Annotated in this window: 20 protein-coding genes and 1 tRNA gene; 14 read left to right on the forward strand and 7 right to left on the reverse strand. The window is 59.9% G+C overall.

What is annotated here, in order from left to right:
- Positions 1–19: 19 nt before the first annotated feature.
- The 5 genes from cutA to yghU all read left to right on the forward strand — a co-directional run bounded on the left by cutA (position 20) and on the right by yghU (position 3,977).
- The gene (gene cutA, locus EM595_RS15440; RefSeq protein WP_067434060.1) at positions 20–343 is read left to right on the forward strand and encodes a divalent cation tolerance protein CutA; all 324 of its coding nucleotides are present in this window, start codon (positions 20–22) and stop codon (positions 341–343) included.
- The gene (locus EM595_RS15445) at positions 319–2,040 is read left to right on the forward strand and encodes a protein-disulfide reductase DsbD (RefSeq protein ID WP_067434062.1); all 1,722 of its coding nucleotides are present in this window, start codon (positions 319–321) and stop codon (positions 2,038–2,040) included. The genes cutA and EM595_RS15445 overlap by 25 nt, the downstream gene beginning before the upstream one ends.
- 65 nt (positions 2,041–2,105) lie before the next feature.
- Complete coding sequence (gene dicD / locus EM595_RS15450; RefSeq protein ID WP_067434065.1) at positions 2,106–2,684, forward strand: division control transcriptional repressor DicD; 579 nt, start codon at positions 2,106–2,108, stop codon at positions 2,682–2,684.
- A 96-nt stretch (positions 2,685–2,780) separates the two neighbouring features.
- Positions 2,781–2,856, forward strand: a tRNA-Phe gene (locus EM595_RS15455).
- 254 nt (positions 2,857–3,110) lie between these two features.
- Entirely contained in the window at positions 3,111–3,977 is an 867-nt protein-coding gene (gene yghU, locus EM595_RS15460; protein WP_067434069.1) for a glutathione-dependent disulfide-bond oxidoreductase, read from the forward strand.
- Between the two features lie 30 nt (positions 3,978–4,007).
- On the opposite strand, the gene EM595_RS15465 is transcribed toward yghU, so the two are convergent.
- From EM595_RS15465 to EM595_RS15495, 7 genes are all read right to left on the reverse strand, one after another.
- Entirely contained in the window at positions 4,008–5,591 is a 1,584-nt protein-coding gene (locus EM595_RS15465) for an ABC transporter substrate-binding protein (RefSeq protein ID WP_067434072.1), read from the reverse strand.
- A 116-nt stretch (positions 5,592–5,707) separates the two neighbouring features.
- Entirely contained in the window at positions 5,708–6,304 is a 597-nt protein-coding gene (locus tag EM595_RS15470) for a DUF1349 domain-containing protein (RefSeq protein ID WP_067434075.1), read from the reverse strand.
- Positions 6,305–6,381: 77 nt separating this feature from the next.
- The gene (locus EM595_RS15475; protein WP_067435559.1) at positions 6,382–7,047 is read right to left on the reverse strand and encodes an ABC transporter ATP-binding protein; all 666 of its coding nucleotides are present in this window, start codon (positions 7,045–7,047) and stop codon (positions 6,382–6,384) included.
- A complete protein-coding gene (locus EM595_RS15480) occupies positions 7,040–7,888 on the reverse strand; it encodes an ABC transporter ATP-binding protein (protein WP_067434078.1) in 849 nt (282 codons plus the stop codon). The genes EM595_RS15475 and EM595_RS15480 overlap by 8 nt, the downstream gene beginning before the upstream one ends.
- The gene (locus EM595_RS15485; RefSeq protein WP_067434081.1) at positions 7,878–8,741 is read right to left on the reverse strand and encodes an ABC transporter permease; all 864 of its coding nucleotides are present in this window, start codon (positions 8,739–8,741) and stop codon (positions 7,878–7,880) included. Before EM595_RS15485 ends, EM595_RS15480 begins: the two co-directional genes overlap by 11 nt.
- On the reverse strand, positions 8,738–9,790 hold the full coding sequence (locus EM595_RS15490; protein WP_067434084.1) for an ABC transporter permease: 1,053 nt from the start codon (positions 9,788–9,790) through the stop codon (positions 8,738–8,740). Before EM595_RS15490 ends, EM595_RS15485 begins: the two co-directional genes overlap by 4 nt.
- Positions 9,790–11,358, reverse strand: coding sequence for an ABC transporter substrate-binding protein (locus EM595_RS15495; RefSeq protein WP_067434087.1), 1,569 nt, complete (start codon positions 11,356–11,358; stop codon positions 9,790–9,792). The genes EM595_RS15490 and EM595_RS15495 overlap by 1 nt, the downstream gene beginning before the upstream one ends.
- A gap of 198 nt (positions 11,359–11,556) precedes the next feature.
- Between EM595_RS15495 and EM595_RS21165 the strand changes: the two genes are divergently transcribed.
- The 9 genes from EM595_RS21165 to EM595_RS15535 all read left to right on the forward strand — a co-directional run bounded on the left by EM595_RS21165 (position 11,557) and on the right by EM595_RS15535 (position 21,186).
- The gene (locus EM595_RS21165) at positions 11,557–11,874 is read left to right on the forward strand and encodes a hypothetical protein (RefSeq protein ID WP_157883899.1); all 318 of its coding nucleotides are present in this window, start codon (positions 11,557–11,559) and stop codon (positions 11,872–11,874) included.
- A 128-nt stretch (positions 11,875–12,002) separates the two neighbouring features.
- A complete protein-coding gene (locus tag EM595_RS15500) occupies positions 12,003–13,637 on the forward strand; it encodes a TIGR04028 family ABC transporter substrate-binding protein (protein WP_067435561.1) in 1,635 nt (544 codons plus the stop codon).
- Positions 13,638–13,653: 16 nt separating this feature from the next.
- Positions 13,654–14,598, forward strand: a complete 945-nt coding sequence (locus EM595_RS15505) for an ABC transporter permease (protein ID WP_067434090.1) — start codon at positions 13,654–13,656, stop codon at positions 14,596–14,598.
- A complete protein-coding gene (locus EM595_RS15510) occupies positions 14,595–15,446 on the forward strand; it encodes an ABC transporter permease (RefSeq protein ID WP_067434093.1) in 852 nt (283 codons plus the stop codon). Before EM595_RS15505 ends, EM595_RS15510 begins: the two co-directional genes overlap by 4 nt.
- Positions 15,443–17,056 (forward strand): dipeptide ABC transporter ATP-binding protein, encoded by a 1,614-nt coding sequence (locus tag EM595_RS15515; protein ID WP_067434096.1) that lies wholly within the window; start codon positions 15,443–15,445, stop codon positions 17,054–17,056. Before EM595_RS15510 ends, EM595_RS15515 begins: the two co-directional genes overlap by 4 nt.
- The gene (locus tag EM595_RS15520; RefSeq protein ID WP_067434099.1) at positions 17,053–18,084 is read left to right on the forward strand and encodes a putative FMN-dependent luciferase-like monooxygenase; all 1,032 of its coding nucleotides are present in this window, start codon (positions 17,053–17,055) and stop codon (positions 18,082–18,084) included. The genes EM595_RS15515 and EM595_RS15520 overlap by 4 nt, the downstream gene beginning before the upstream one ends.
- On the forward strand, positions 18,081–19,175 hold the full coding sequence (locus EM595_RS15525) for an alkylhydroperoxidase domain protein (protein ID WP_067434102.1): 1,095 nt from the start codon (positions 18,081–18,083) through the stop codon (positions 19,173–19,175). The genes EM595_RS15520 and EM595_RS15525 overlap by 4 nt, the downstream gene beginning before the upstream one ends.
- Positions 19,172–20,332 carry an amidohydrolase gene (locus tag EM595_RS15530; protein ID WP_067434105.1) on the forward strand — a complete coding sequence of 387 codons (1,161 nt, stop codon included), beginning with the start codon at positions 19,172–19,174 and terminating at the stop codon, positions 20,330–20,332. The genes EM595_RS15525 and EM595_RS15530 overlap by 4 nt, the downstream gene beginning before the upstream one ends.
- A 14-nt stretch (positions 20,333–20,346) precedes the next feature.
- The gene (locus tag EM595_RS15535; RefSeq protein WP_071852534.1) at positions 20,347–21,186 is read left to right on the forward strand and encodes a VOC family protein; all 840 of its coding nucleotides are present in this window, start codon (positions 20,347–20,349) and stop codon (positions 21,184–21,186) included.
- Positions 21,187–21,198: the final 12 nt, after the last annotated feature.

The raw sequence follows: 21,198 nt of genomic DNA on the forward strand, positions 1-21,198 counted from the left end.
TCGCCGGAAAGGAGGCGCAATGAATCCCCTGTCTGCTGTTGTTGTACTCTGCACCGCACCCGATGACGCCACGGCAAATGCGCTGGCACAACGGGCACTGGACGCGCAGCTCGCCGCCTGTGTCACGCTGTTGCCAGGTGCCACCTCACTTTACGTCTGGCAGGGGAAGCTGGAGCGCACCGCTGAAGTGCAAATGTTGCTGAAAAGCAGCGAAGCGCATCAGCAGGCGCTGATTGAGCTGCTAAAGGCAGCGCATCCTTACGACACGCCGGAGCTATTAGTGCTGCCGGTTACACATGGAGAGAGTGAATACTTGTCATGGCTCAGCGCATCGCTACGTTAATTTTTATTCTGTTTTCCGTGTTCAGCCTGCCTGCGCAGGCCTCGCTGTTTGCGCCGAAAACCACCGCCGACCGCTTTGTGCCGGTCAATCAGGCATTTGCTTTTGATTTTCGCCAGAACCAGCAGCAACTGACGCTAAGCTGGCAGGTCAAGCCGGGCTATTATCTCTATCGCCAGCAAATTTCGCTGGAAACTGAACACGCCACCCTCGCGCCATTTACGCTGCCCGCAGGCCAGCCACACGAAGATGAGTTCTACGGAAAGTCAGAGATTTACCCCAACGATTTGCAGCTGGCGCTGACCATTCAGCAGGCCGGTGCCGACGCCAGCGTGCGCGTCACCTGGCAAGGCTGCGCCGCGGCGGGCTTCTGCTATCCGCCGGAAACGCGCACCATTCCGCTCAGCGCGGTAACGGCCAGCGCCGTGCCGCCGCCTGCTGCCCAGCCAGCCTCTGCCGCCAGTGCACAACCTGCGCCGGTCAGCGCCCCGCTGCCTTTTTCGCCATTCTGGGCGCTGCTGATTGGCATCGGTGTCGCCTTTACGCCCTGCGTTCTGCCGATGTATCCGCTGATATCCGGCATTATTCTTGGTGGAAGCCGACAATTCTCCATGGCGCGCCTGTTCGCACTGGCGATGGTTTACGTACAGGGCATGGCGCTGACCTATACGCTGATGGGCATGGTGGTCGCCGCGGCGGGCCTGCGCTTTCAGGCGGCCTTACAGCATCCTTATGTGCTGATCGGCCTGTCGGCGCTGTTTATCGTGCTGGCGCTGTCGATGTTTGGCCTGTTTACGCTGCAGCTTCCCGCCTCGCTGCAAACGCGGCTGACGCTGTGGAGCAACCGCCAGCAGGGCGGCTCGCTGCCAGGGGTCTTTTTCATGGGCGCGCTCGCTGGCCTGATCTGTTCGCCCTGCACCACCGCGCCGCTGAGCGCCATTCTGCTTTACATTGCGCAGAGCGGAAACCTGCTGGCCGGTGCCGGTACGCTCTATCTTTATGCGCTTGGCATGGGCCTGCCGCTGATTGTCGTGACGTTGTTTGGCAACCGCCTGTTGCCGCGCAGCGGACCGTGGATGGAAACGGTCAAAGTCGGCTTTGGCTTTGTGATTCTGGCGCTGCCGGTTTTTCTGCTGGAACGCGTGATCGGTGCGGCGTGGGGCCTGCGGCTCTGGAGCCTGCTGGGCATCGCCTTCTTTGGCTGGGCTTTCATTACCAGCCTGCGCGCATCGAAGCCCTGGCTGCGCATCGTGCAGATCGTGCTCTTCGCCGCTGCGCTGATCGCCGCCCGTCCGCTGCAGGATTGGGTGTTTGGCACGCCGACTGCAAGCAGCAGTGCTGCACACCTTAACTTCACGCGTATCGACAATCAGGCTGCGCTGACGCAGGCGCTGCAACAATCATCGGGTAAAATCACGATGCTCGATCTCTATGCTGACTGGTGCGTAGCCTGCAAAGAGTTTGAAAAATATACCTTTAGCGATGACAGCGTGCAGCAGGCGCTGAGCAACGTGCAGCTGTTGCAGGCCGACGTTACCGCCAACACCGCGCAGCAAAGCGCGCTGTTGCAACAGCTGAATGTACTGGGGCTGCCGACGATCCTGTTTTTTGCCGATGGCAAAGAGATCCCCGGCTCACGCATCACCGGCTTTCTGAACGCCGCTGACTTTACGGCGCATTTGCAGAAATTAAGTCAGTAAACGACACTGAACGTTAATTTGAACCAGCCGGAAAAACCGGCAAACGCATTAGTGAGGAGCGTCACTTGCAACGTGAACAGGTACTCGAACATGCGCTTAATGTGCTTGAACGACACGGCTTATCCGCCACCACATCGCTGGCGATGCTGGCCGCAGAAATTGAGTTTCCGCTGGAACAACTTCAGCGCTTCTGGCCCGATCGTGATGCGCTGCTTTATGACGCACTGCGCTTTCACGGCGAGCAAATCGACACCTGGCGCCGCCAGTTACTGCTTGATGAAACCTTAGATGCCGAACAGAAGCTGCTGGCGCGCTACGACGTACTGGAGCAGTCGGTTAACAATGGTCGTTTTCCCGGCTGTTTGTTTATCTCCGCCTGTACCTTCTACCCGCACGCCGATCACCCGATTCATCGCATCGCCGAACAGCAGAAACGCGCTTCGTGGCAATACACGCACGATCTGTTAGTGCAGCTGCAGGCTGATAACCCAACGCTGGTGGCGGAGCAGATGGAGCTGATTCTGGAAGGCTGCCTGAGCAAACTGCTGGTAAAACACAGCGTGCAGGATGTGGCGACAGCAAAGCGTCTGGCGGAAGATGTGTTGCGCTTTGCCATGTGCCGTAAAAACGGCGCGCTAACCTGACTTTGCCTGAAAAAAGCGCAGTTGACGCGCTCAGGGGCACTTTTTCGCATAAAGCCGTTGACGCCCTGCAGGCTTTACGGTTTAATGCGCCCCGTTGCCCGAATAGCTCAGTCGGTAGAGCAGGGGATTGAAAATCCCCGTGTCCTTGGTTCGATTCCGAGTTCGGGCACCACTTATTAAAGAACCCAGCCTATGGCTGGGTTTTTGCTTTTCAGGAACCGAACGCCTCATCGAACGCCGTTCGATTGACTCTCCTTCGAACTCTTCATCAAGCCGCATACCCTTCCCTGACCAACGCCCTTTTACCGTTTAACGCATAACCATTTAACCGTTCTGGCTATCGCGCATTCAGGGGATGGCTCGCCAGGCGGCGGCTGCTACACTCTCTTCTCTCACCACCTGTTTGTTTAGCGGAGAAGGCTCACTATGTCGGAACAAGATTACCAGCCACCAAAAGTATGGAAATGGAATCAGGATAATGCGAGTGCCTGGTCGAAAACCAACCGCCCGATTGCCGGCCCAACCCATGAAAAAAGCCTGCCGCAGGGCGAGCATCCGCTGCAACTCTATTCGCTGGGCACACCAAATGGTCAGAAGGTCACTATTCTGCTGGAAGAACTCCTGGCGGTAGGCGTTACCGCGGCGGAATATGATGCGCACCTGATTCGTATCGGCGAAGGCGATCAGTTCTCCAGCGGCTTTGTTGAGATCAACCCCAACTCCAAAATTCCGGCGCTGCTCGACGTCTCGGAAACGCCGCCGGTGCGCGTTTTTGAATCCGGCGCCATCCTGCTCTATCTGGCTGACAAATTTGGGCATTTCCTGCCGGAAGATCGGGCAGGCCGCACCGAAGCGCTGAACTGGCTCTTCTGGCTGCAGGGATCGGCACCCTACCTCGGCGGCGGTTTCGGCCACTTCTATCACTATGCGCCGGTAAAAATCGAATACGCCATTGAGCGCTTCACTATGGAAACCAAACGCCAGCTCGACGTGCTGGATCGCCAGCTGGCTGAGCACCGTTTTATTGCCGGTGATGAATACACCATTGCCGATATCGCGATTTGGCCGTGGTACGGCAATCTGGTGCGCAACGATCAGTATGGCGCCGCTGAATTCCTCGACGTGGGCAGCTATCAGCACGTGCAGCGTTGGGCAGAAGAGATTGAAAATCGTCCGGCGGTTCAGCGTGGCCGTAAGGTCAACCGCACCTGGGGCGAGCCGTCAGAGCAGCTGCATGAACGTCATGACGCTGCCGATTTCGATACCAACACCGAAGATAAACGCGGCAAATAAGCCGGTTACCCGGCTAAGGCCGGGTTTCTTTTACTCCTTCGTCACCGCCGTTTTACTCACCTGATCGTAATAGAGCATGGTGGCGCCAATGCCCTGCGCCGCTCCCTGCACGTTATCCCGCAACGCCACCAGTTTTTTCCCCTGCAGCATCACCACATAAGGTGAGTTCTGTTGCACTTCAGTTTGCAACGTCCGATAGCGCTCACGCCGCTGTGCCACATCGCTTTCCGCCGCCGCCGCGCGCGTCTGCTGGCTGAGCGCAGGAATAGTCCAGCCGACGCGCCAGGCGAGGGTTTTTGGCCCGTTGGGCACGTTATAGGCAAAGGTGCTGGCGTTGGTGTTGGGATCGATATAGTCCGCGCCCCAATAGGTGAAGATTGCCTGGAAATTGCGGGCGCGCATTTTGCCCCACAGATCCGCTTCCGCCACCGGTTGAATATCGATATGGATATCCGCCTGGGCAAAGCTCGCCTGCAACGCCTGCGCTACGTCGGTATAAGGCGGCTGATTGGTGACCGTCAGGCTGAAATGTGTGCCGGGTTTGATACCCGCCTGCTGCAGAATCGCTTTCGCTTTCGCCACATCAAGATGAAATGGCGTAGTGGTCAGCGCGCCATCAAAGCCCTGCGGCAGAAAAGCCTGATGCACCTGATACTGGCCTTTCAGCAACTGCGTTGACAGGCTGTCATAATCCACCAGCCAGCGCGCCGCCTGCCACAGTGCAGGATTGCCCAGCCCCGCCTGCTGCGTGTTAAACCCGAGGTAATAGATCAGGCTGGAAGGAAAGGCCTCAATTCTGACGCCAGGGCGCTGCCTCAGCGCATCAAACTGATCGGCACCCAGTTCATAGGCCACATCGGCATCGCCCTGCTCCAGCAACAGACGTCGCGAGCCTGAATCGCTAACGCCTTTCAGAATCACGCGTTTCAGCGCGGGCTTCGGTTGCGCATGCGGGCTCGCCTCCAGCACCAGCGCCTGCTGCGGCGCAAAGCTGCGAATGGCATAGGCGGCGCTGCCCGCCGAATGGGTACGCAGCCAGCCGTTGCCGTAGTCATTGTTACTGGCATGCTGCTGCGCCAGCTTCGCATCAACAATCGACGCTACCGGCGATGACAGCAGACGCAGCGCCAGATCGCGACCAATCGGCGCCACCCAGCGAATCTCCAGCTGATGATCGTCAATGCGCGTGAACTGGGCGTCGATGTTATCGGCAGTCCAGCCAAATTCGCCGAGGATAAACGCCGGGGTTTTGTTGAGCTTGATAGCGCGCGTGAGTGAGAAAATGATATCGCTGGCGGTCACCGGATTGCCGCTGGCAAAGGTCGCCTGAGGATTAAGCTGAATGCGCAGGCTGTGCGCGCTGTTGCCCGGTTGCCATGAGGTGGCCAGCTCGGCGGCGAGCTTTTGCTGATCGTGGCGATCGGCCTGCACCAGCCGCTGATAGATATTAATCAAACTGCCGGTGCTGACCGTTTCGAAGCTTTCCGCCGGATCGAAACTGATAATGCCATCCAGCGGAATGGCCACCACCAGCGTATCAGCAGGCGTTGCCGCCTGCACCGCGCTGGTAGTTAACAGCGCGGAAGTCACTAAAAACGATAAAATTTTACGCATATTCACTGTCCTGGCAGCCCATGTTCCCCGACTATAGAGGGAAGCGGCTAACGCAGAAATGCGTCTTTCAGCAATCGAATGCCAGAATCAGGCTAAGCCTGCGGCCTGAAGCGGAATTATGAGAGATCGTGCAGCGCTTTTTGCAGCGGGTCGCCGAGCTGCAATTCACTGAATTCCACCTCCAGCCCCTGCCTTTCCGGCGAGCAGCACATTACGCCGACAAAACGCGCCGCGTTGCCTGGCCAGGGAGCCAGACGCAGCAACGGCCAGCTGACGCCGTCGCAGGAGTATTGAATACGCAGCGCCTCATCTATCAGCGTCACCCGCATCCAGAACTGCCGCGCATCGCCCGGAAAAATGCCGGTGGACCAGTCGGAAAACTCACGGGTCACCACGCAGCCGATCGCCGGTGCGCCGTCGTTAAACTCAATGCCTGCCTTGACCCAGTGCTGCTCATCATCACGGATAAAAATGCCCGCCTGGTCGTAAAGCTGACGGAAATCCGCGCGAATTTTCACCTGCAACGTAAAATCGCCGTTGACCGCGTAGCCGCAGGCGTGGCCGGAGTGCCGCGAAAAGCCATAATAGGTTTTGAGCCAGAAATCGGTGTTGGCGTCGGTGGTGACCACCAGCCGATCGGCCTGCTGCTCGACCACGGCCGGTCGGTTAATCCAGCGATGATCGCCGGCGGTGAAGGTCTTAATGGTTTGCATGAGCGATCCTGTTGATGTGCAGGATGAACGTCACGCCCGCGCGCTAAACATGCGCGGCGGGCGAAGAATCACATGGCTTAGCTGACAATTCGACCAGCCGCCATGCGCGCTGCACGATCGCACATATGGTCGATCACATCTGGATCATGGCTCACCAAAATCATCGTCAGCTTATCGCGCTGTTTCAGTTCATTGAGCAGATTCAAAATTTCCGCCTGCACCGACATATCCAGCGCGGAGGTAGGCTCATCCAGCAGCAGCACTTTTGGCTCCAGCAGCAGCGCGCGCACGATGGCCACGCGCTGACGCTGGCCGCCGGAAAGCTGATGCGGATAGCGATCGGCCAGCGCCGGGTCCAGCCCGACGTGCTGGAAACCGCGATCGATGCGTTCGTTGATGTTATCGCGCTTCAGCAGCTTTAGCGGTTCTGCCAGCGTGCGGCGCAGGCGGTGACGCGGATGCAGCGACGCATAGGGATCCTGAAACACCATCTGCACTTCGCGACGCAGATCGCCGGTGAAATCTTTGCCCGGCTGCGCCTGGTGACCGGCCAGCTGCATGTTGCCCTGCCAGTGCGGATTCAGTCCGGCCATCACCCACAGCAGCGACGATTTGCCGCAGCCTGACGGCCCGACCAGGCCAAAGCACTCGCCGGGTTCGATAGTCAGCGATACATCATGCACCACGGTGCGCAGTTCATAGCCGTGGCGATGCGACACGCTGACGTCCTGCAGCTTAATCATGCTCATGCGGCAGCACCTCCAGCGCGGCGCGATCCAGCACCGGCAATGTTTGCCCGTGCGTGGCTTTGCTCGGACGACAGGACCACAGCGTGCGCGTATAAGGATGCGTCGCCCGCGGCAGTTCAGCGGCCGGCAGCGTATCGATGATTCGTCCTTTGTACATCACCATCACCCGCTCACAATGTTCTGACACCTGCTGCAGATCGTGACTGATCAGCAGCAGGCCCATGTTGCGCTCTTCTACCAGACGGCGAATCAGCGCCAGCACCTGATCGCGCATGGCGTGATCGAGCGCGGAAGTCGGCTCATCGGCAATCAGGAACTGCGGATCGGCCACCAGCGCAATCGCCAGCATCACGCGCTGACCCATACCGCCCGATAGCTGGTGCGGATAACGGGTCATCAGCTGCGCAGGCTGCGGCAGGCCAACGGCATCCAGCATCGCCAGCACCTTTTCGCGGCGCTCGGCGCGGCTGAAACGCTGATGCAGCTTCAATGGCTCTTCCACCTGCCAGCCAATGGTGCGCGTCGGGTTCAGGGCATATTTTGGATCCTGCATCACCATCGCCAGTTGGCTACCGCGCAGCTGACTCCAGCGTTTTTCGCTGAGGTTCAGCGCATTTTCACCGGCGATGTTCAGCGTCCGCGCCTGTAGCTGTAACGAAGGTGCCAGCAACCCCATCAGCGTACGGGCGGTCAGGGATTTTCCCGATCCCGATTCGCCAACCAGCGCCACACGCTCGCGACCCAGCGTAAACGACAGCGGGTGCACCAGCGGCGTGTCGCCGTCGTTAATCGTCAGGCGATCCGCGACGATCAGCGGTTGATGTTCAGTTGCCATGACGGGTATCCAGTCGATCACGCAGGCCGTCGCCGGTGAGGTTAAACGCCAGGCTGGCAAACAGAATCGCGCCACCCGGTGCGGCGGCGACCCACCACTGATCAAAAATTACTTTACTGCCTTCGGCAACCATTGCGCCCCACTCCGCCGTGGGCGGCTGAACGCCCATGCCAAGAAAGCCGAGACCCGCCGCCGACAGAATAATCCCGCCGAGGCTTAACGCCGCGCGCACCACTGCGCTCGGCATACAAAGTGGCAAAATATGGCCGAACATCAGCCGGATGCCGGTAATGCCCTGCATGCGGGCCGCGGCCAGATAGTCGCTGCGACGCAGCGCCAGCGTTTCAGCGCGCGCCTGGCGGGCAAACGGCGGCCAGCTGGTTAACGCCAGCGCCAGTGCGCCGTTTAACAGCCCAGGGCCGAGCATCGCCACCAGCGCCAGCGCAATCACCAGATTCGGCAGCGAAAGAAAGATATCGGTAATGCGCATCAGCACGCGTTCGGTCCAGCCGCCCACGTAACCCGCAGTGATGCCGATCAGCAGCCCAGCCGGAATGGTCAGCAGCAGAATCAGCGACACCAGCAGCAGCGTTGGCCGCGTGCCGTAAATCACCCGCGACAGCAGATCGCGACCAAAGCCGTCGGTGCCAAACCAGTGCGCAGCATCTGGCGGCATCAGGCGCGACGCCATCATCTGCGCGTTGGGCTGATAAGGTGCCAGCAGCGGTGCCAACAGCGCGGTAAGCAGTAAAATCGCCACCAGCGTCACGCCAATAATCAGCGTAACGTTGCGCCGACGGCGACGGCGACGAACCGGCATTGCCGGTTCAGCATCGGATAAATGTTGCGTCATCGGGTTCTCGGATCGGTTAAATAGGTAAGCGCATCAGCCAGCGTGTTCAGTAACACGAAGCAGCCGCCAATCAGCAGCGTCGAGCCGAGGATAGCCGGAACGTCAGAAGAGAACAGCGCGGTGGTCAGATAACGTCCCACGCCCGGCCAGGCGAACACAGTTTCGGTCAGCACCGACCCTTCCAGCAGCGTGGCGTAGGAGAGCGCCAGCACGGTAATCAGCGTACCGAGCACGTTAGGAAAGATATGCAGCAACAGAATACGGACCCGGCCCGCGCCTTTCGCCCGCGCCAGCGTTACATACTCTTTGTTGCTCTCTTCCAGCAGCGCAGCGCGCAACAAACGCGTGATGCCCGCCATCGACAGCATGCCCAACACCACCACCGGCAGCCACAGATGCGCCAGCGCATTGCGGAACATTTCCGGATCGCCGGAAAGCCAGCTGTCGATCAGCACAAAGCCGGTTTTTGGCTCCATGGTGTAAATCCAGATGTCATCCAGGCGCCCCGGTCCGGCAGACCAGTGCAGCACCGCGTAAAACAGCAGCAGCCCAAGCAGGCCAAGCCAGAACACCGGCACCGAATAGCCCAGCAGCGACACCAGCCGCGCCAGATTATCCAGCACGCTGCCCGGCTTCCACGCCGCCAGCAGCGCCAGCGTAATGCCAAACACCGCGCCGAAGATCATCGCACAGCTGGCCAGCTCAATGGTGGCCGGAAAGGTACGTGCCAAATCGCTGAGCACCGGCTGATTGGTGATATGCGAGATGCCAAGATCACCACGCGCAAGATGCTCAAGGTAGCGCCAGAACTGCACCGGCAGCGGCTGATCCAGCCCTAAATCGTGACGCACCTGTTGATAGGTCGATTCGCTGGCGTGATCGCCCGCCACCTGCAGCACCGGATCGACCGGCGAGAGATGCGACAGCATGAAGGTAAAGGCGAGCAGGCCGATCAGCGTCACCAGCAGCGATAAAATGCTGGTGAGCAGTCGGCCACCGCTGCGCCAGAAACGCCGGGCGAACCCGGCTTCCGCTAACGTTGATGCCATTACTTACTAACCTGGCTGTAATAAACCATATCCGGGTTGATGCCCTGCACGTAGCCTTTGAGGTTGTCGCGCATGGCGATCAGGTTGCGCGCCTGCAGGCCAATCACATACGGCGACTGCTTCTGCACTTCACGCTGCATGTTTTCATACAGCTCAATGCGCTTCGCCTTATCGCTTTCGGCGGTGGCCGCCAGCGTCTGCTTGCTCAGCTCAGGAATGTGCCAGTTCGAGCGCCAGGCCAGCGTTTTGCTGCCATCTTCCGGGTTGTAGGCGAACGCGGCGGCGTTGGTGTTCGGATCAAAATAGTCCGCGCCCCAGGCGTTAAGCGTCGCTTCATACTTGTGCGCTTTCACGTTGGTGGCCACTTCGGTGCTCAGGCCGGGAATCAGCTCGATCTTCACGCCGCCGCGGGCAAAGCTGCCCTGCAACGCCTGCGCGATATCGAGGTAAGGCGGCTGGTTGCTGACTGCCAGCTTAAAGCTGACGTTGGTCAGGCCCGCTTTCTTCAGGATCGCCTTCGCTTTTTCCGGATCGTATTGATATGGATTGTCATTCAGCGCGCCCAGGAAGCCTTCCGGCAGGAAAGACTGGTGCACCTGGAACTGACCTTTCAGCAGATCGTTAGCGATACCTTTGTAATCAAACAGGTAGCGCGACGCTTCCCACAGCGCCGGGTTTTTCAGCGCGGGCTGGGCATCGATATTGAACTGCATGTAATAAAGAGACGCCATCGGCACGGCGAGGGTTTTCACGCCCGCTTTGCTCTTCAGCGCAGCCATCTGATCGGCACCAAGGTTACGTGCGATATCGGCATCGCCCTGCTCCAGCAGCAGACGACGCGCGGCTGGCTCCGGCACGTTTTTAATCAGCACATTTTTCAGCTTCGGCGCGCCGCCCGGTGAGGTTGGGTTGGCGCTGAGTAGCACCACTTCATGCGGCACAAAGCGACGGATCTGGTACGCACCGCTACCCGCTGAATGCGCGGCCAGCCATTTGTTACCCAAGTCACCCTTCTGCTCGTTCGCCATCACCGTTTTCTCATCGACAATCGACGAGACCGGCGCTGCCAGCAGGCTCAGCACATACGTTGGGCTGACGTTGGCATCCCAGCTGATCTGCACATGCTGGTCATCAATTTTCTTCAGATGACTGTCAACGTTCTCTTTGCTCCAGCCGAGCTGCGTCAAAATAAATGAAGGATCCAGGTTTAGCTTCACCACGCGTGACAGCGAGAAAATCACATCTTCGGCACGCAGCGGATTGCCGGAGGCAAATTTTGCTCCGTCGCGCAGCGTTACGGTCAGGCTGCGGTTATCGCTGCCCGCTTCCCAGCTGCTGGCCAGCGTCGGCTTAAGATCGGTGGGGTTGGCCGGATCGGGCTGCACCAGCCGTTGATAGAGGTTGGTGAACGCCTGAACCGCGGTCAGTTCGAAGCCTTCCGCCGGATCAAAGCTGCTGGAGTCATCGATAGACTGGGCAATCACCAGCGTATCGGCCGGTGTGGCTGCCTGAGCAGCAAAAGCAGTGCCAAGCGCTAACGCCAGCACGGTCGGAGCGAAAAGTTTCATGACGTTTCCTTACAGAACAATTTTGGCGAGTGTATGTGAACTACACTTCTAACAATAGTTGATTATTGGCTATGGTTATTCCTGAAGATTATAAGCCCGCAGAAAAGGTTATAAATGTTAAGGCGGACTGAACCGTTTCGCGCCATTTCTTAATGGTACTGCGCGGCGGTTTATCATTGTTAACCCGCTGAGCGGTTGATGAAAATAACAGCGCGGCACCAGATTATTCTGTATATCGCTGGCCGCAATGTCGCTATCGGTGCGCTGGGCTACTGGCGTGTTATCACCCATTGCGGGTTGGCCCCCCGGAAAATAGAGGCCAGCAAATGCCACTATTCAGCGATACACCCGCTTATAGATGGCTTTTGCTTATTGAAGTCGCCTTATTCTGAAAAGCATCCGCTGGCCTCAATGACCATTAATATTCCCGTCTCGTTTCGCGCTGCGGGTAATGCTTTTACCCTTGCCGCCGCGCCGCCGTCCGCCTGGCATCATGTCATTGCTGCGGTAGTGTGAATGCCGCCTCGTCTCTCTGCCAAAGCACATTTCAGGGATTGGTTAGCACTATTCCTTGTTTAAAAAAATGCGCCCCGCATTTGATGATGTTCGTCACACAACATCATCTGAAAGAGTGAATCGTGATCATGCCGCAGAGACGTCTTTTTACCCTGTCCAGCCTGGTTCTGGCCTCAGGCTTATCCTTTATTGTTGCGGGTCAGGCCGCTGCTGAGACGGCGGTGAAAGGCGGCACGCTGATTTATCTGGAACAGCAGGCGCACACCACGCTCTATCCCCCGGCGGGCGGCTTCTATCCGAATGGCGGCCTGCTCAACCAGATTACCGATAAGCTCACCTGGCAAAACCCGGAAACGCTGCAGGTAGAACCCTGGATTGCCGACAGCTGGAGCAGCAACGCCGATAAAACCGAGTACACCTTCCACATCCGGCCCGGCGTCACTTTTTCTGACGGCACGCCGCTGGACGCTAACGCGGTGGCTAAAAACTTCGATGTCTATGGCCTCGGTGATAAGGCGCGTCGGTTGCCGGTTTCCGAAGTGATCAATAATTACGATCACAGCGAAGTGATCGACGCGCAAACGGTGAAGTTCTACTTCAAAAAATCATCTCCCGGTTTCCTGCAGGGCACCGCCACCATTGGTTCAGGCCTGGTATCGCTGAGCACGCTGGCGCGCAACTTTGATCAGCTGGGCGATGCGCGGCATATCATCGGCTCCGGTCCTTTTGTGGTCAGCGATGAAAAGCTGGGCCGCGAAGTCGATCTGGTGGCGCGTAAAGGCTACCAATGGGGCCCGAAAAACCTCACGCAGCAGGGACCAGCGAACCTTGATGGCATCAAGATTATTGTCACGCCGGAAGACAGCGTGCGCATCGGCGCGCTGCTGGCAGGCCAGGCAGATTTTATTCGTCAGGTGCAGGCTTATGATGAGAAGCAGGCCAGCGAGCAAAAATTTCCGCTCTACGCAGCGCCCACCCGTGGCGTGAATGACAGCCTGAGCTTTCGCCCGGATAACCCGCTGGTGGCGGAGTTAAAGGTCCGCCAGGCATTGCTGCACGCCACCGATGCCAGACAAATCGTCGATACCCTTTTCTCAGAAAACTACCCGGTTGCCACTTCGGTGATCGCCAAATCGGCGGCGGGTTATGTCGATCTCTCCGCCAGCCTGAACTATGACCCGGCGCGGGTAAAAACGCTGCTGGATGAGGCGGGCTGGAGGCCGGGCAGCGACGGTATTCGGGAAAAAGCGGGCAAAAAGCTGGCGCTGACCATCTACGAATCCCTGCCGCAACCGCAGAACAAAGAGGTGCTGCAGCTGATTGCGCAGCAGTGGAAACAGGTTGGCGTGCAACTCACGGTGAAAGCGGGCGATGCGGGCAGCAAGACGCTCGACAATCTGGATCCGCTGAAAACGCCGCTTACCGTGTCGGAAGTGGGCCGGGCCGATCCTGACGTGATCAAAAGTATGTTCTATCCCCTGAATCGTGATGCGCTGCTGCAAAAAGGCGGCTCGAGCAGCAAGGTGCAGCAGTTTCGTGATGACAAGCTCAATGCGTTGCTGGTGAACATCTCTACGGAAATCGATCCGGCGAAGCGCTTGCAGCTGGCCGGTGAGGCACAGCGTTACCTGCTGGATAACGCCTATGTGATTCCGGTGTTTGAAGAGCCCCAGGTTTTTGCCGGTGCGCCCTGGCTGAAAGGCGTGCGCTTTGAAGCGGTGGGCCGTCCAAGCTTCTACGGCGCCTGGCTGGAAAAACGTTAAGGCAGGAGAAACGGTGATGACGCGTTATCTGATACAACGAGCCGGACAGGCATTGCTGGTGCTGTGGGCGGCGTTTACCCTCTCTTTTATTCTGCTGCAGGTGCTGCCCGGCGACGCCATCCTGATTAAGTTTCAGAATCCCGATCTTGGCCTTAGCCCGGCGCAGATTGAAGAGATGCGCGACGCCTACGGCGCCAGCAATCCGATCTGGCAGCAATATCTGCACGCGCTGACGGCGATGCTGCACGGCGACGTCGGCTATTCGGTGCAGGCGGGCGTGCCGGTTAGCGAGCTGATTGCCAGCAACTTCCCCGCCACGCTGCGCCTCGCCGTGCCTGGCTTTCTGCTGGCCACGGTGATTGCCGCCGTAGTGGCCTTTAGCGCCAACCTCACCGCTTTTCGCTGGCTGAAAAATATTCTGCACTCGGTGCCGGCGCTGTTTATCTCGCTGCCGACCTTCTGGCTGGGTATTGCGCTGATTCAGATCTTCTCGTTTCAGCTGCGCTGGATCCCGGTGATCAATCCCGGTGAATGGCAGGGCCTGATCCTGCCGATCGTCACGCTGGCGGTGCCGATCTCCGCACCGCTGGCGCAGATCCTGCTGCGCAGTCTCGATGAGGTAAAAACCCAGCCTTTTGTCAGCGTTGCCCGCGCCAAAGGCGCCAGCCAGCGCTATGTGCTGTGGCACCACGTCACGCTGAACGCCATTTTACCGACGCTCACCATCGCCGGTCTGCTGCTCGGCGAACTGATTGCCGGGGCGCTGATTACCGAAACGGTTTTTGGCCTCAGCGGCCTTGGCCAGCTGATTCAGCAGGCGGTCAATAATCAGGACGTCGGCGTGCTACAGGCGGTAGTGATGATCTCTGCGGTCGGCTTCGTCGCCATTAACCTGTTAGTGGATATCCTGACGCCACTGATCGATCCCCGCCTGCATCTTTACGCCGGAGCCGCATCATGAGCCTTGTCGACTCTTCTGCATTTGCAAAAACCGCCACCGTCTGGCCGCGCCTGCGCGCCTGGCCGCCTGGCGTCGTTATCGCCTGGCTGGTGCTGTTGAGTGCGCTGCTAGCCGCTATCGCGCCGGGTCTGTTTACCGACTACAACGCCACCGAAGGCATTGCCGGTGCGCAGCGGCTGGCACCGCAGGCTGAGCACTGGCTCGGCACCGACCAGCTCGGCCGCGATCTGTTTGCCCGCCTGGTTTATGGCGCGTCGCATACCTTGTCGGGCGCGCTGATGGCGGTCACGGTGGGCCTGCTGGCGGGCAGCACGATCGGCGTACTGGCCGGTGCCATCGGCGGCAAAACGGAGAGTGTAATCCTGCGCCTGATGGATGTGTTACTGGCAATTCCCGGCCTGCTGCTGTCGCTTAGCGTCATTATCCTGCTCGGTTTTGGCACGGTTAACGCCGCCGTAGCGGTCGGTATCACCTCCATCGCCAGCTTCGCGCGGCTGGCGCGCGCCGAAGTGGTTCGCGTGCGCCACAGCGACTATGTTGAAGCCGCTTACGGCAGCGGCGGCACCTTTTTGACCGTGCTCTGGCGGCATATCCTGCCCAACTCGCTCTCGCCGGTGATCGCCTTTTCCGCCCTGCAGTTTGGCCAGGCGATCCTCGCCCTCTCCACCCTGAGTTTCCTCGGTTACGGCACGCCGCCGCCCACGCCGGAATGGGGGCTGCTGATTGCAGAAGGCCGCAACTATATCTCCACCGCCTGGTGGCTCACCACCTTTCCTGGCCTGGTGGTAGTGGCCGTGGTGCTCGCCACCAATCGCATCAGCAAACAGATGACCGGAGGTCGCCGATGAATTCACAGCCCGCACTGGCGGTTGAACAGCTTTCTCTGAGCTACCGCGGCGACCATGGGTTGCAGCGCGTGGTACACAATGTCTCTTTTGACATTCATCCGGGTGAAATGGTGGCGCTGGTCGGCGAATCGGGCTCCGGCAAAACCACCACCGCGCAGGCGATTATCGGCCTGCTGGCAGAAAATGGCGTGCGGGATGCTGGCGTGCTGCGCTTTAACGGCGAGGATATCAGTCAGTGGTCGCAAAGCCGTCTAGACCGGCTACGCGGCGCGCAGATCAGCCTGATTCCGCAGGATCCCGGCAGCTCGCTCAATCCGATCAAAACCATTGGCGATCAGGTAGGTGAAATAATTAGCCTGCATCAGCGGCTCAGCCGCAAGGCGCGCGACGCACAGGTTCTCGCCCTGCTGGAACGGGTCGGTCTCAGCCATCCCGCTGAGCGGATGCGGCAGTATCCGCACCAGCTCTCCGGCGGCATGAAGCAACGCGTGCTGATCGCCATCGCTATCGCGCTACAACCGGCGCTGATCATTGCTGATGAGCCAACCAGCGCGCTGGATGTCACCGTGCAGCGCCGGATTCTCGATCTGATCGATACGCTGCGTCATGAATTCACCACCGCCGTGCTGTTTGTCACCCACGATCTGGCGCTGGCCGCCGAACGTGCCGATCGCATTATTGTGTTTCGTCACGGTGAGATTCAGGAGCAGGGAACGGCGCAGCAGATCGTGCACGCTCCGCAGAGCGACTATACGCGCCAGCTGTTCAACGACGTTAACGTGCTGGCTGCACAGCCGCTGCCCGCCGTCGGTGCGCCGCCCGCTATCGTGGTTGAGGCCATCAGCAAGCGGTTTGCGCTGGGCAACAGCCGCGCATCCGGGCTACAGGCGCTGAACCAGGTGAGCTTTCAGGTCGCGCGCGGCACCACGCATGCGCTGGTGGGTGAATCCGGCTCCGGCAAAACCACGCTGGCACGCATTCTGCTCGGATTTGAACAGGCGGATAGCGGCTCTGTGCGGCTTGACGATGCTGAACTCACCGCGCTAAGTGGCGAGGCCCGGCGTCAGTTGCGGCAAAGGATCCAGCTGGTTTACCAAAACCCGTTTGCCTCGCTGGATCCTTCACAAACCCTCTACAACATTATCGAAGAACCGTTGCTGAACTTTGCCCCGCTCTCCGCCGCGCTACGCCGTGAACGGGTTGAAGCGGTAGCCGCTCGCGTCGCCCTGCCGCTGGCCCTGCTCCGTCGCAAGCCGCGCGAGCTGTCGGGTGGACAACGGCAGCGGGTGGCCATCGCTCGCGCGCTGGTGTTGCAGCCCGCCATTCTGGTGCTCGATGAAGCGACATCGGCGCTGGATGCCACGGTGCAGGCGCAAATCCTGCGGCTGCTGCTGGAGCTTCAACAGCAGCTCGGTCTGACCTATCTGTTTATCACGCACGATCTTGCGACCGTGCGGCGCATCGCACACAGCGCCACGGTATTACGCGCAGGCGAAGTGGTGGAGAGCGGCGACGTTGCCCGTCTGTTTTCCGCTCCGCAGAACGACTATACCCGCGCGCTGCTTGCCGCCATTCCTGCCATCACGCAACCCGGGGAGATTCCGGCATGAACCCGCCACGTTTAGGTTTTTTTACTCGCCTGCTGGATAAGGCTTCGCCACAGCGGCGCTATCAGCTGGCTATCGAACAGATACAGCAGGCGGAGCGCGTTGGCTTCGATACCGCCTGGATCGCGCAGCACCACTTTCACGAACATGAGGGCGGTCTGCCTGCGCCGCTGCTGTTTCTGGCCTCGGTTGCGGCGCAAACCAGCCGCATTCGGCTCGGCACCGCGATCATTACCCTGCCGCTGGAACATCCGCTACGAGTGGCTGAGGATGCCGCCGTGCTCGATTTGCTCGCGAATGGCAGGCTGGAACTGGGACTGGGATCGGGCGGCACACCCACCTCCTTTTTGCCTTTCTCTCTGACCAGCGAGCAGCGCGGCGCTGTCTTTACCCGCCACCTTGAGACGATGTTGTCGGCGTTTCGCGGCGATACCCTCGCCCATGCCGACAACCGGCTTTATCCGCCAGCACCCCAGCTGGCATCACGCCTGTGGATTGCCACCTTTTCGGCGGAAGGCGCCGCACGGGCTGGCGCGGCAGGCCATGGCTTAATGCTGTCACGTACGCAGCCGCGGCCTGCCAGTCAGCCCGATCTGCCGCTGGATGCGCTACAAAACCCGATCGTTGACGCCTATCTTGCGGCGCTGCCGGCCGGCATCGAACCGCGCATTCTGGCTTCACGTACCGCCTTTGTGACCGACAGTCGGGAGCAGGCGCGTCAGCGCGCACTGCCGGGACTGCGACAGCAGGCGCAACAGCATCAGGCGCTGGGACACCGGCTGCCCGGCGACAATCTGGATGCCTGGATCGCCGCGTTCGATGTGCATCTCGGCGCACCAGAGGATGTCATCGCCTCGCTGCAACGCGACAGTGTGCTGAGACGTGCCACCGATATCTCTTTCCAGGTTCATTCTATCGATCCGCCGCACGCGGAAATTTTGCACTCTATTACACGTCTGGCTACCGACGTGGCGCCCGCCCTTGGCTGGTCGCCCGCGGCATCCGGCCTGCTGACAGGAGAATATGCATGACCGACCACCACGATCTGTTAGCTACGCTGGCAGAGATTGCCCCCGATTCTGCGCTGGCGCAGGCTCGCCAACAGCGCCACGCCGCTACCGAACATACTCAGGGCAGCTATCTGGCGCTGTTCGGCGATGATGCAACTATTTTGCCGCGGGCCCTGCGCTTTGCCGTCGCCAGACAGGTTGCCGAGTGGCATCAACAGCCGGAGCTGGCACAGCATTATGCCCGCCACGCGGGCGACGATCCGCGCCTGGCGGACGCCACTGACTTTGCGGAACGCCTGACCTTTCGTCCGGTAAGCGCCACGCCGCAACATCTCATTGCGCTACAACAGGCTGGCTGGAGCGACGATGAGATCGTCACGCTGGCGCAGCTGGTGGCGTTTATCGCCTGTCAGAGCCGCCTGCTTAGCGGGTATCGCCTGATTCAGGCGCAGGCGCAGCCCGAACAGAAAACACCGGCGGTGGCGGGCCACTGGCATACGCAGCCGCATACCCACAGCGGTAAACCCGCGCCGGTAGTTTTTACCCAGGCGCCGCTGGGCTGGGAACCCTGGATCGCCCCGAAACCGCTGGCGGACTTCAGCGCCGATCAGCAGGCGATACTGGCGCGATTCGGTCACACCGATTCGGATTACTTTCGTCTGCTGGGTCGTAACCTGCCGGTACTGGAGCAGCGCACGCTAACCGATAAAGGTATTTTTTATACGCCAGGCGGCCTGCCGCGCGCTGAACGCGAACTGGCGGCCACCGTCGCCAGCAAGGTTAACGGCTGTATTTATTGCGCATCCGTGCATGCCCGCAAGGCCAGCCAGCTGGCAAAACAGCCTGATGCGGTGGAGCGGCTGCTGGCCGTATCGCCCGGTCAGCCCCTTGAGCAGGCACAATCTCCACGCTGGCAGGCGGAGATCGCTTTCGCCGCCGCGCTGTCGGCAACCCCAGCCGTGGCGAATGTTGCCCAGATTAACGCGCTGCGCGAACAGGGTCTGGATACGCTGGCGCTGCTTGATTTGGTGCAGGCCACCGCTTTTTTTGCCTGGGCAAATCGGCTGATGTTGACCCTCGGTGAACCCTTTACGCAGGAGAATCTGTTATGAGCCTTACGCTGGAAAATCAGCTCATCCACTGGCGGCGCGAACTGCATCAGTACCCGGAGCTGTCCGATCAGGAGTTTGCCACCACGGCACGCATTCAGCGCTGGCTGGATGCAGCAGGCATTAAACGTCTCGATTACGGCCTGAAAACCGGCGTGGTAGCTGAAATCGGTGCCGGTGAGCCGCTGATCGCGCTGCGCGCCGATATTGACGCCCTGCCGATTGAAGAAACCACCGGCCAGCCTTTTGCCTCGCAACAGCCGGGCGTAATGCACGCCTGCGGCCATGATCTGCACACGTCAGTCATGCTGGGTGCGGCCCAGCTGCTCAAGGCGCGCGAGCACAGCCTGCCAGGCCGGGTGCGCATACTTTTCCAGCCCGCCGAGGAGATTTTTACCGGTGCGCAGCAGCTGATCGATGCCGGGGCGCTGGACGGCGTGCAGGCTATTTTCGGCATGCACAACGCGCCTGACTACCCGCTCGGCACCCTGAAAACACGCGGCGGTGCTTTTTATGCCAATGTCGATCGCTTCGTGATTCGGGTGACCGGCAAAGGTGCGCACGCGGCGCGGCCGCAGGAAGGCGTTGACGCTATCGTGATTGCCAGCCAGATCGTCGGGGCGTTACAAACCCTGCCCAGCCGTCAGGTCAGCTCGCTGGAATCGCTGGTGGTCAGCGTGACGCGCATCAGCGGTGGCAACACCTGGAACGTCCTACCCGGCACTGTAGAACTGGAAGGCACCGTGCGCACCCACAACAGCGCGCTGCGCGAGACCATTCCCCAGCGGATCCGTCAGTTGATCGAAGGTATCAGCGCGGCGTCCGGTGCGCAGGCGGTGCTGGAATGGCAGGCGGGTCCACCGGCGCTGATCAATACGCCCCACTGGGCGACGTTCTGCCAGCAGGTCGCGCGCCACAGCGGCTATCAGGTTGAAGACGCCACGCTACAGATGGGCGGTGAAGATTTTGCTGACTATCTGCGGGTCATCCCCGGCGCCTTTGTTAGCATTGGCAGCGCCAGCGAGTATGGCTTGCACCATCCGGGCTTCGATCCCAGTGAGGCATTGCTTGCCCCGGCGGCCCGCTATTTTGATCGCCTGGCGGGCGATGCGCTGGCGGCCATTGTTGAGCCAGCCGCTGCGCTGGCCGATGCCGAATGATTGAGGAGTTGCCCATGTCAGAACTGATACCGGTGCTTGATCACGTGGTGATTAACGTCGCCGACCAACTTGATGAGGCCAGTGCGCTGTTTCGCCGCCTTGGTTTCCAACTCAGCGAGCGCGGCCATCACTCGCTTGGCAGCAGCAATCATCTGGCCGTTTTCAATCAAAATTATCTTGAGCTGCTCGGCTGGGAAAATGATCGCGGCACGCTGCGCCAGGATCTGTGGCAGTCACCGCGCGGGCTAAGCGGCCTGGTCTGGAAAACCGACGATGCCGACGCTGTCTGGCAGCATTTACAACAGACCGATCTGGCTGGCGATCCGCCTGCCGCCTTTTTTCGCCCGGTGACGCTGCCAGATGGTCGCCAACAGGAAGCGCGTTTCCGCACCACGCGGCTGCGCGCCGATCGGGTGCCGGGCGGCCGCAGCTTTTTTTGTCAGCACCTGACGCCAGAGGCGGTATGGCAACCCGCCTGGCAGCAGCACGCCAACGGCGTTACCGATATCGATCGCTTTGTCATTGTTGCCGATCGCCCTGATGATGCGGCGACGGTATACGGTCAACTGTTCTCTGCGCAGCGGCTGCAACCAATAAGTGGTGGCCTGCGTTTGCAGGCTGGCGTGGCGGAGATTCAGTTCATTACGCCGAACCAGGCGCAGCGTGACGGCGTGGCGCTGCCAACGCATTATGATGGCTCACCGCGCATGACCGCGCTCGGGCTAAAAACCCGCTCGCGGGAGGCGGTGCGCACCCAGCTGAAGCGCAACGATATCGCCTTTCGCGAACGCGATGGCGAGATTGAGGTAGGGCCGCTGGCCGGACTGGAGACGACGCTGTTTTTTCATCAGTAGCGCCGTGCGCCG

It is taken from the genome of Duffyella gerundensis (genome assembly GCF_001517405.1).
In the GTDB taxonomy this organism is placed as follows: domain Bacteria; phylum Pseudomonadota; class Gammaproteobacteria; order Enterobacterales; family Enterobacteriaceae; genus Duffyella; species Duffyella gerundensis.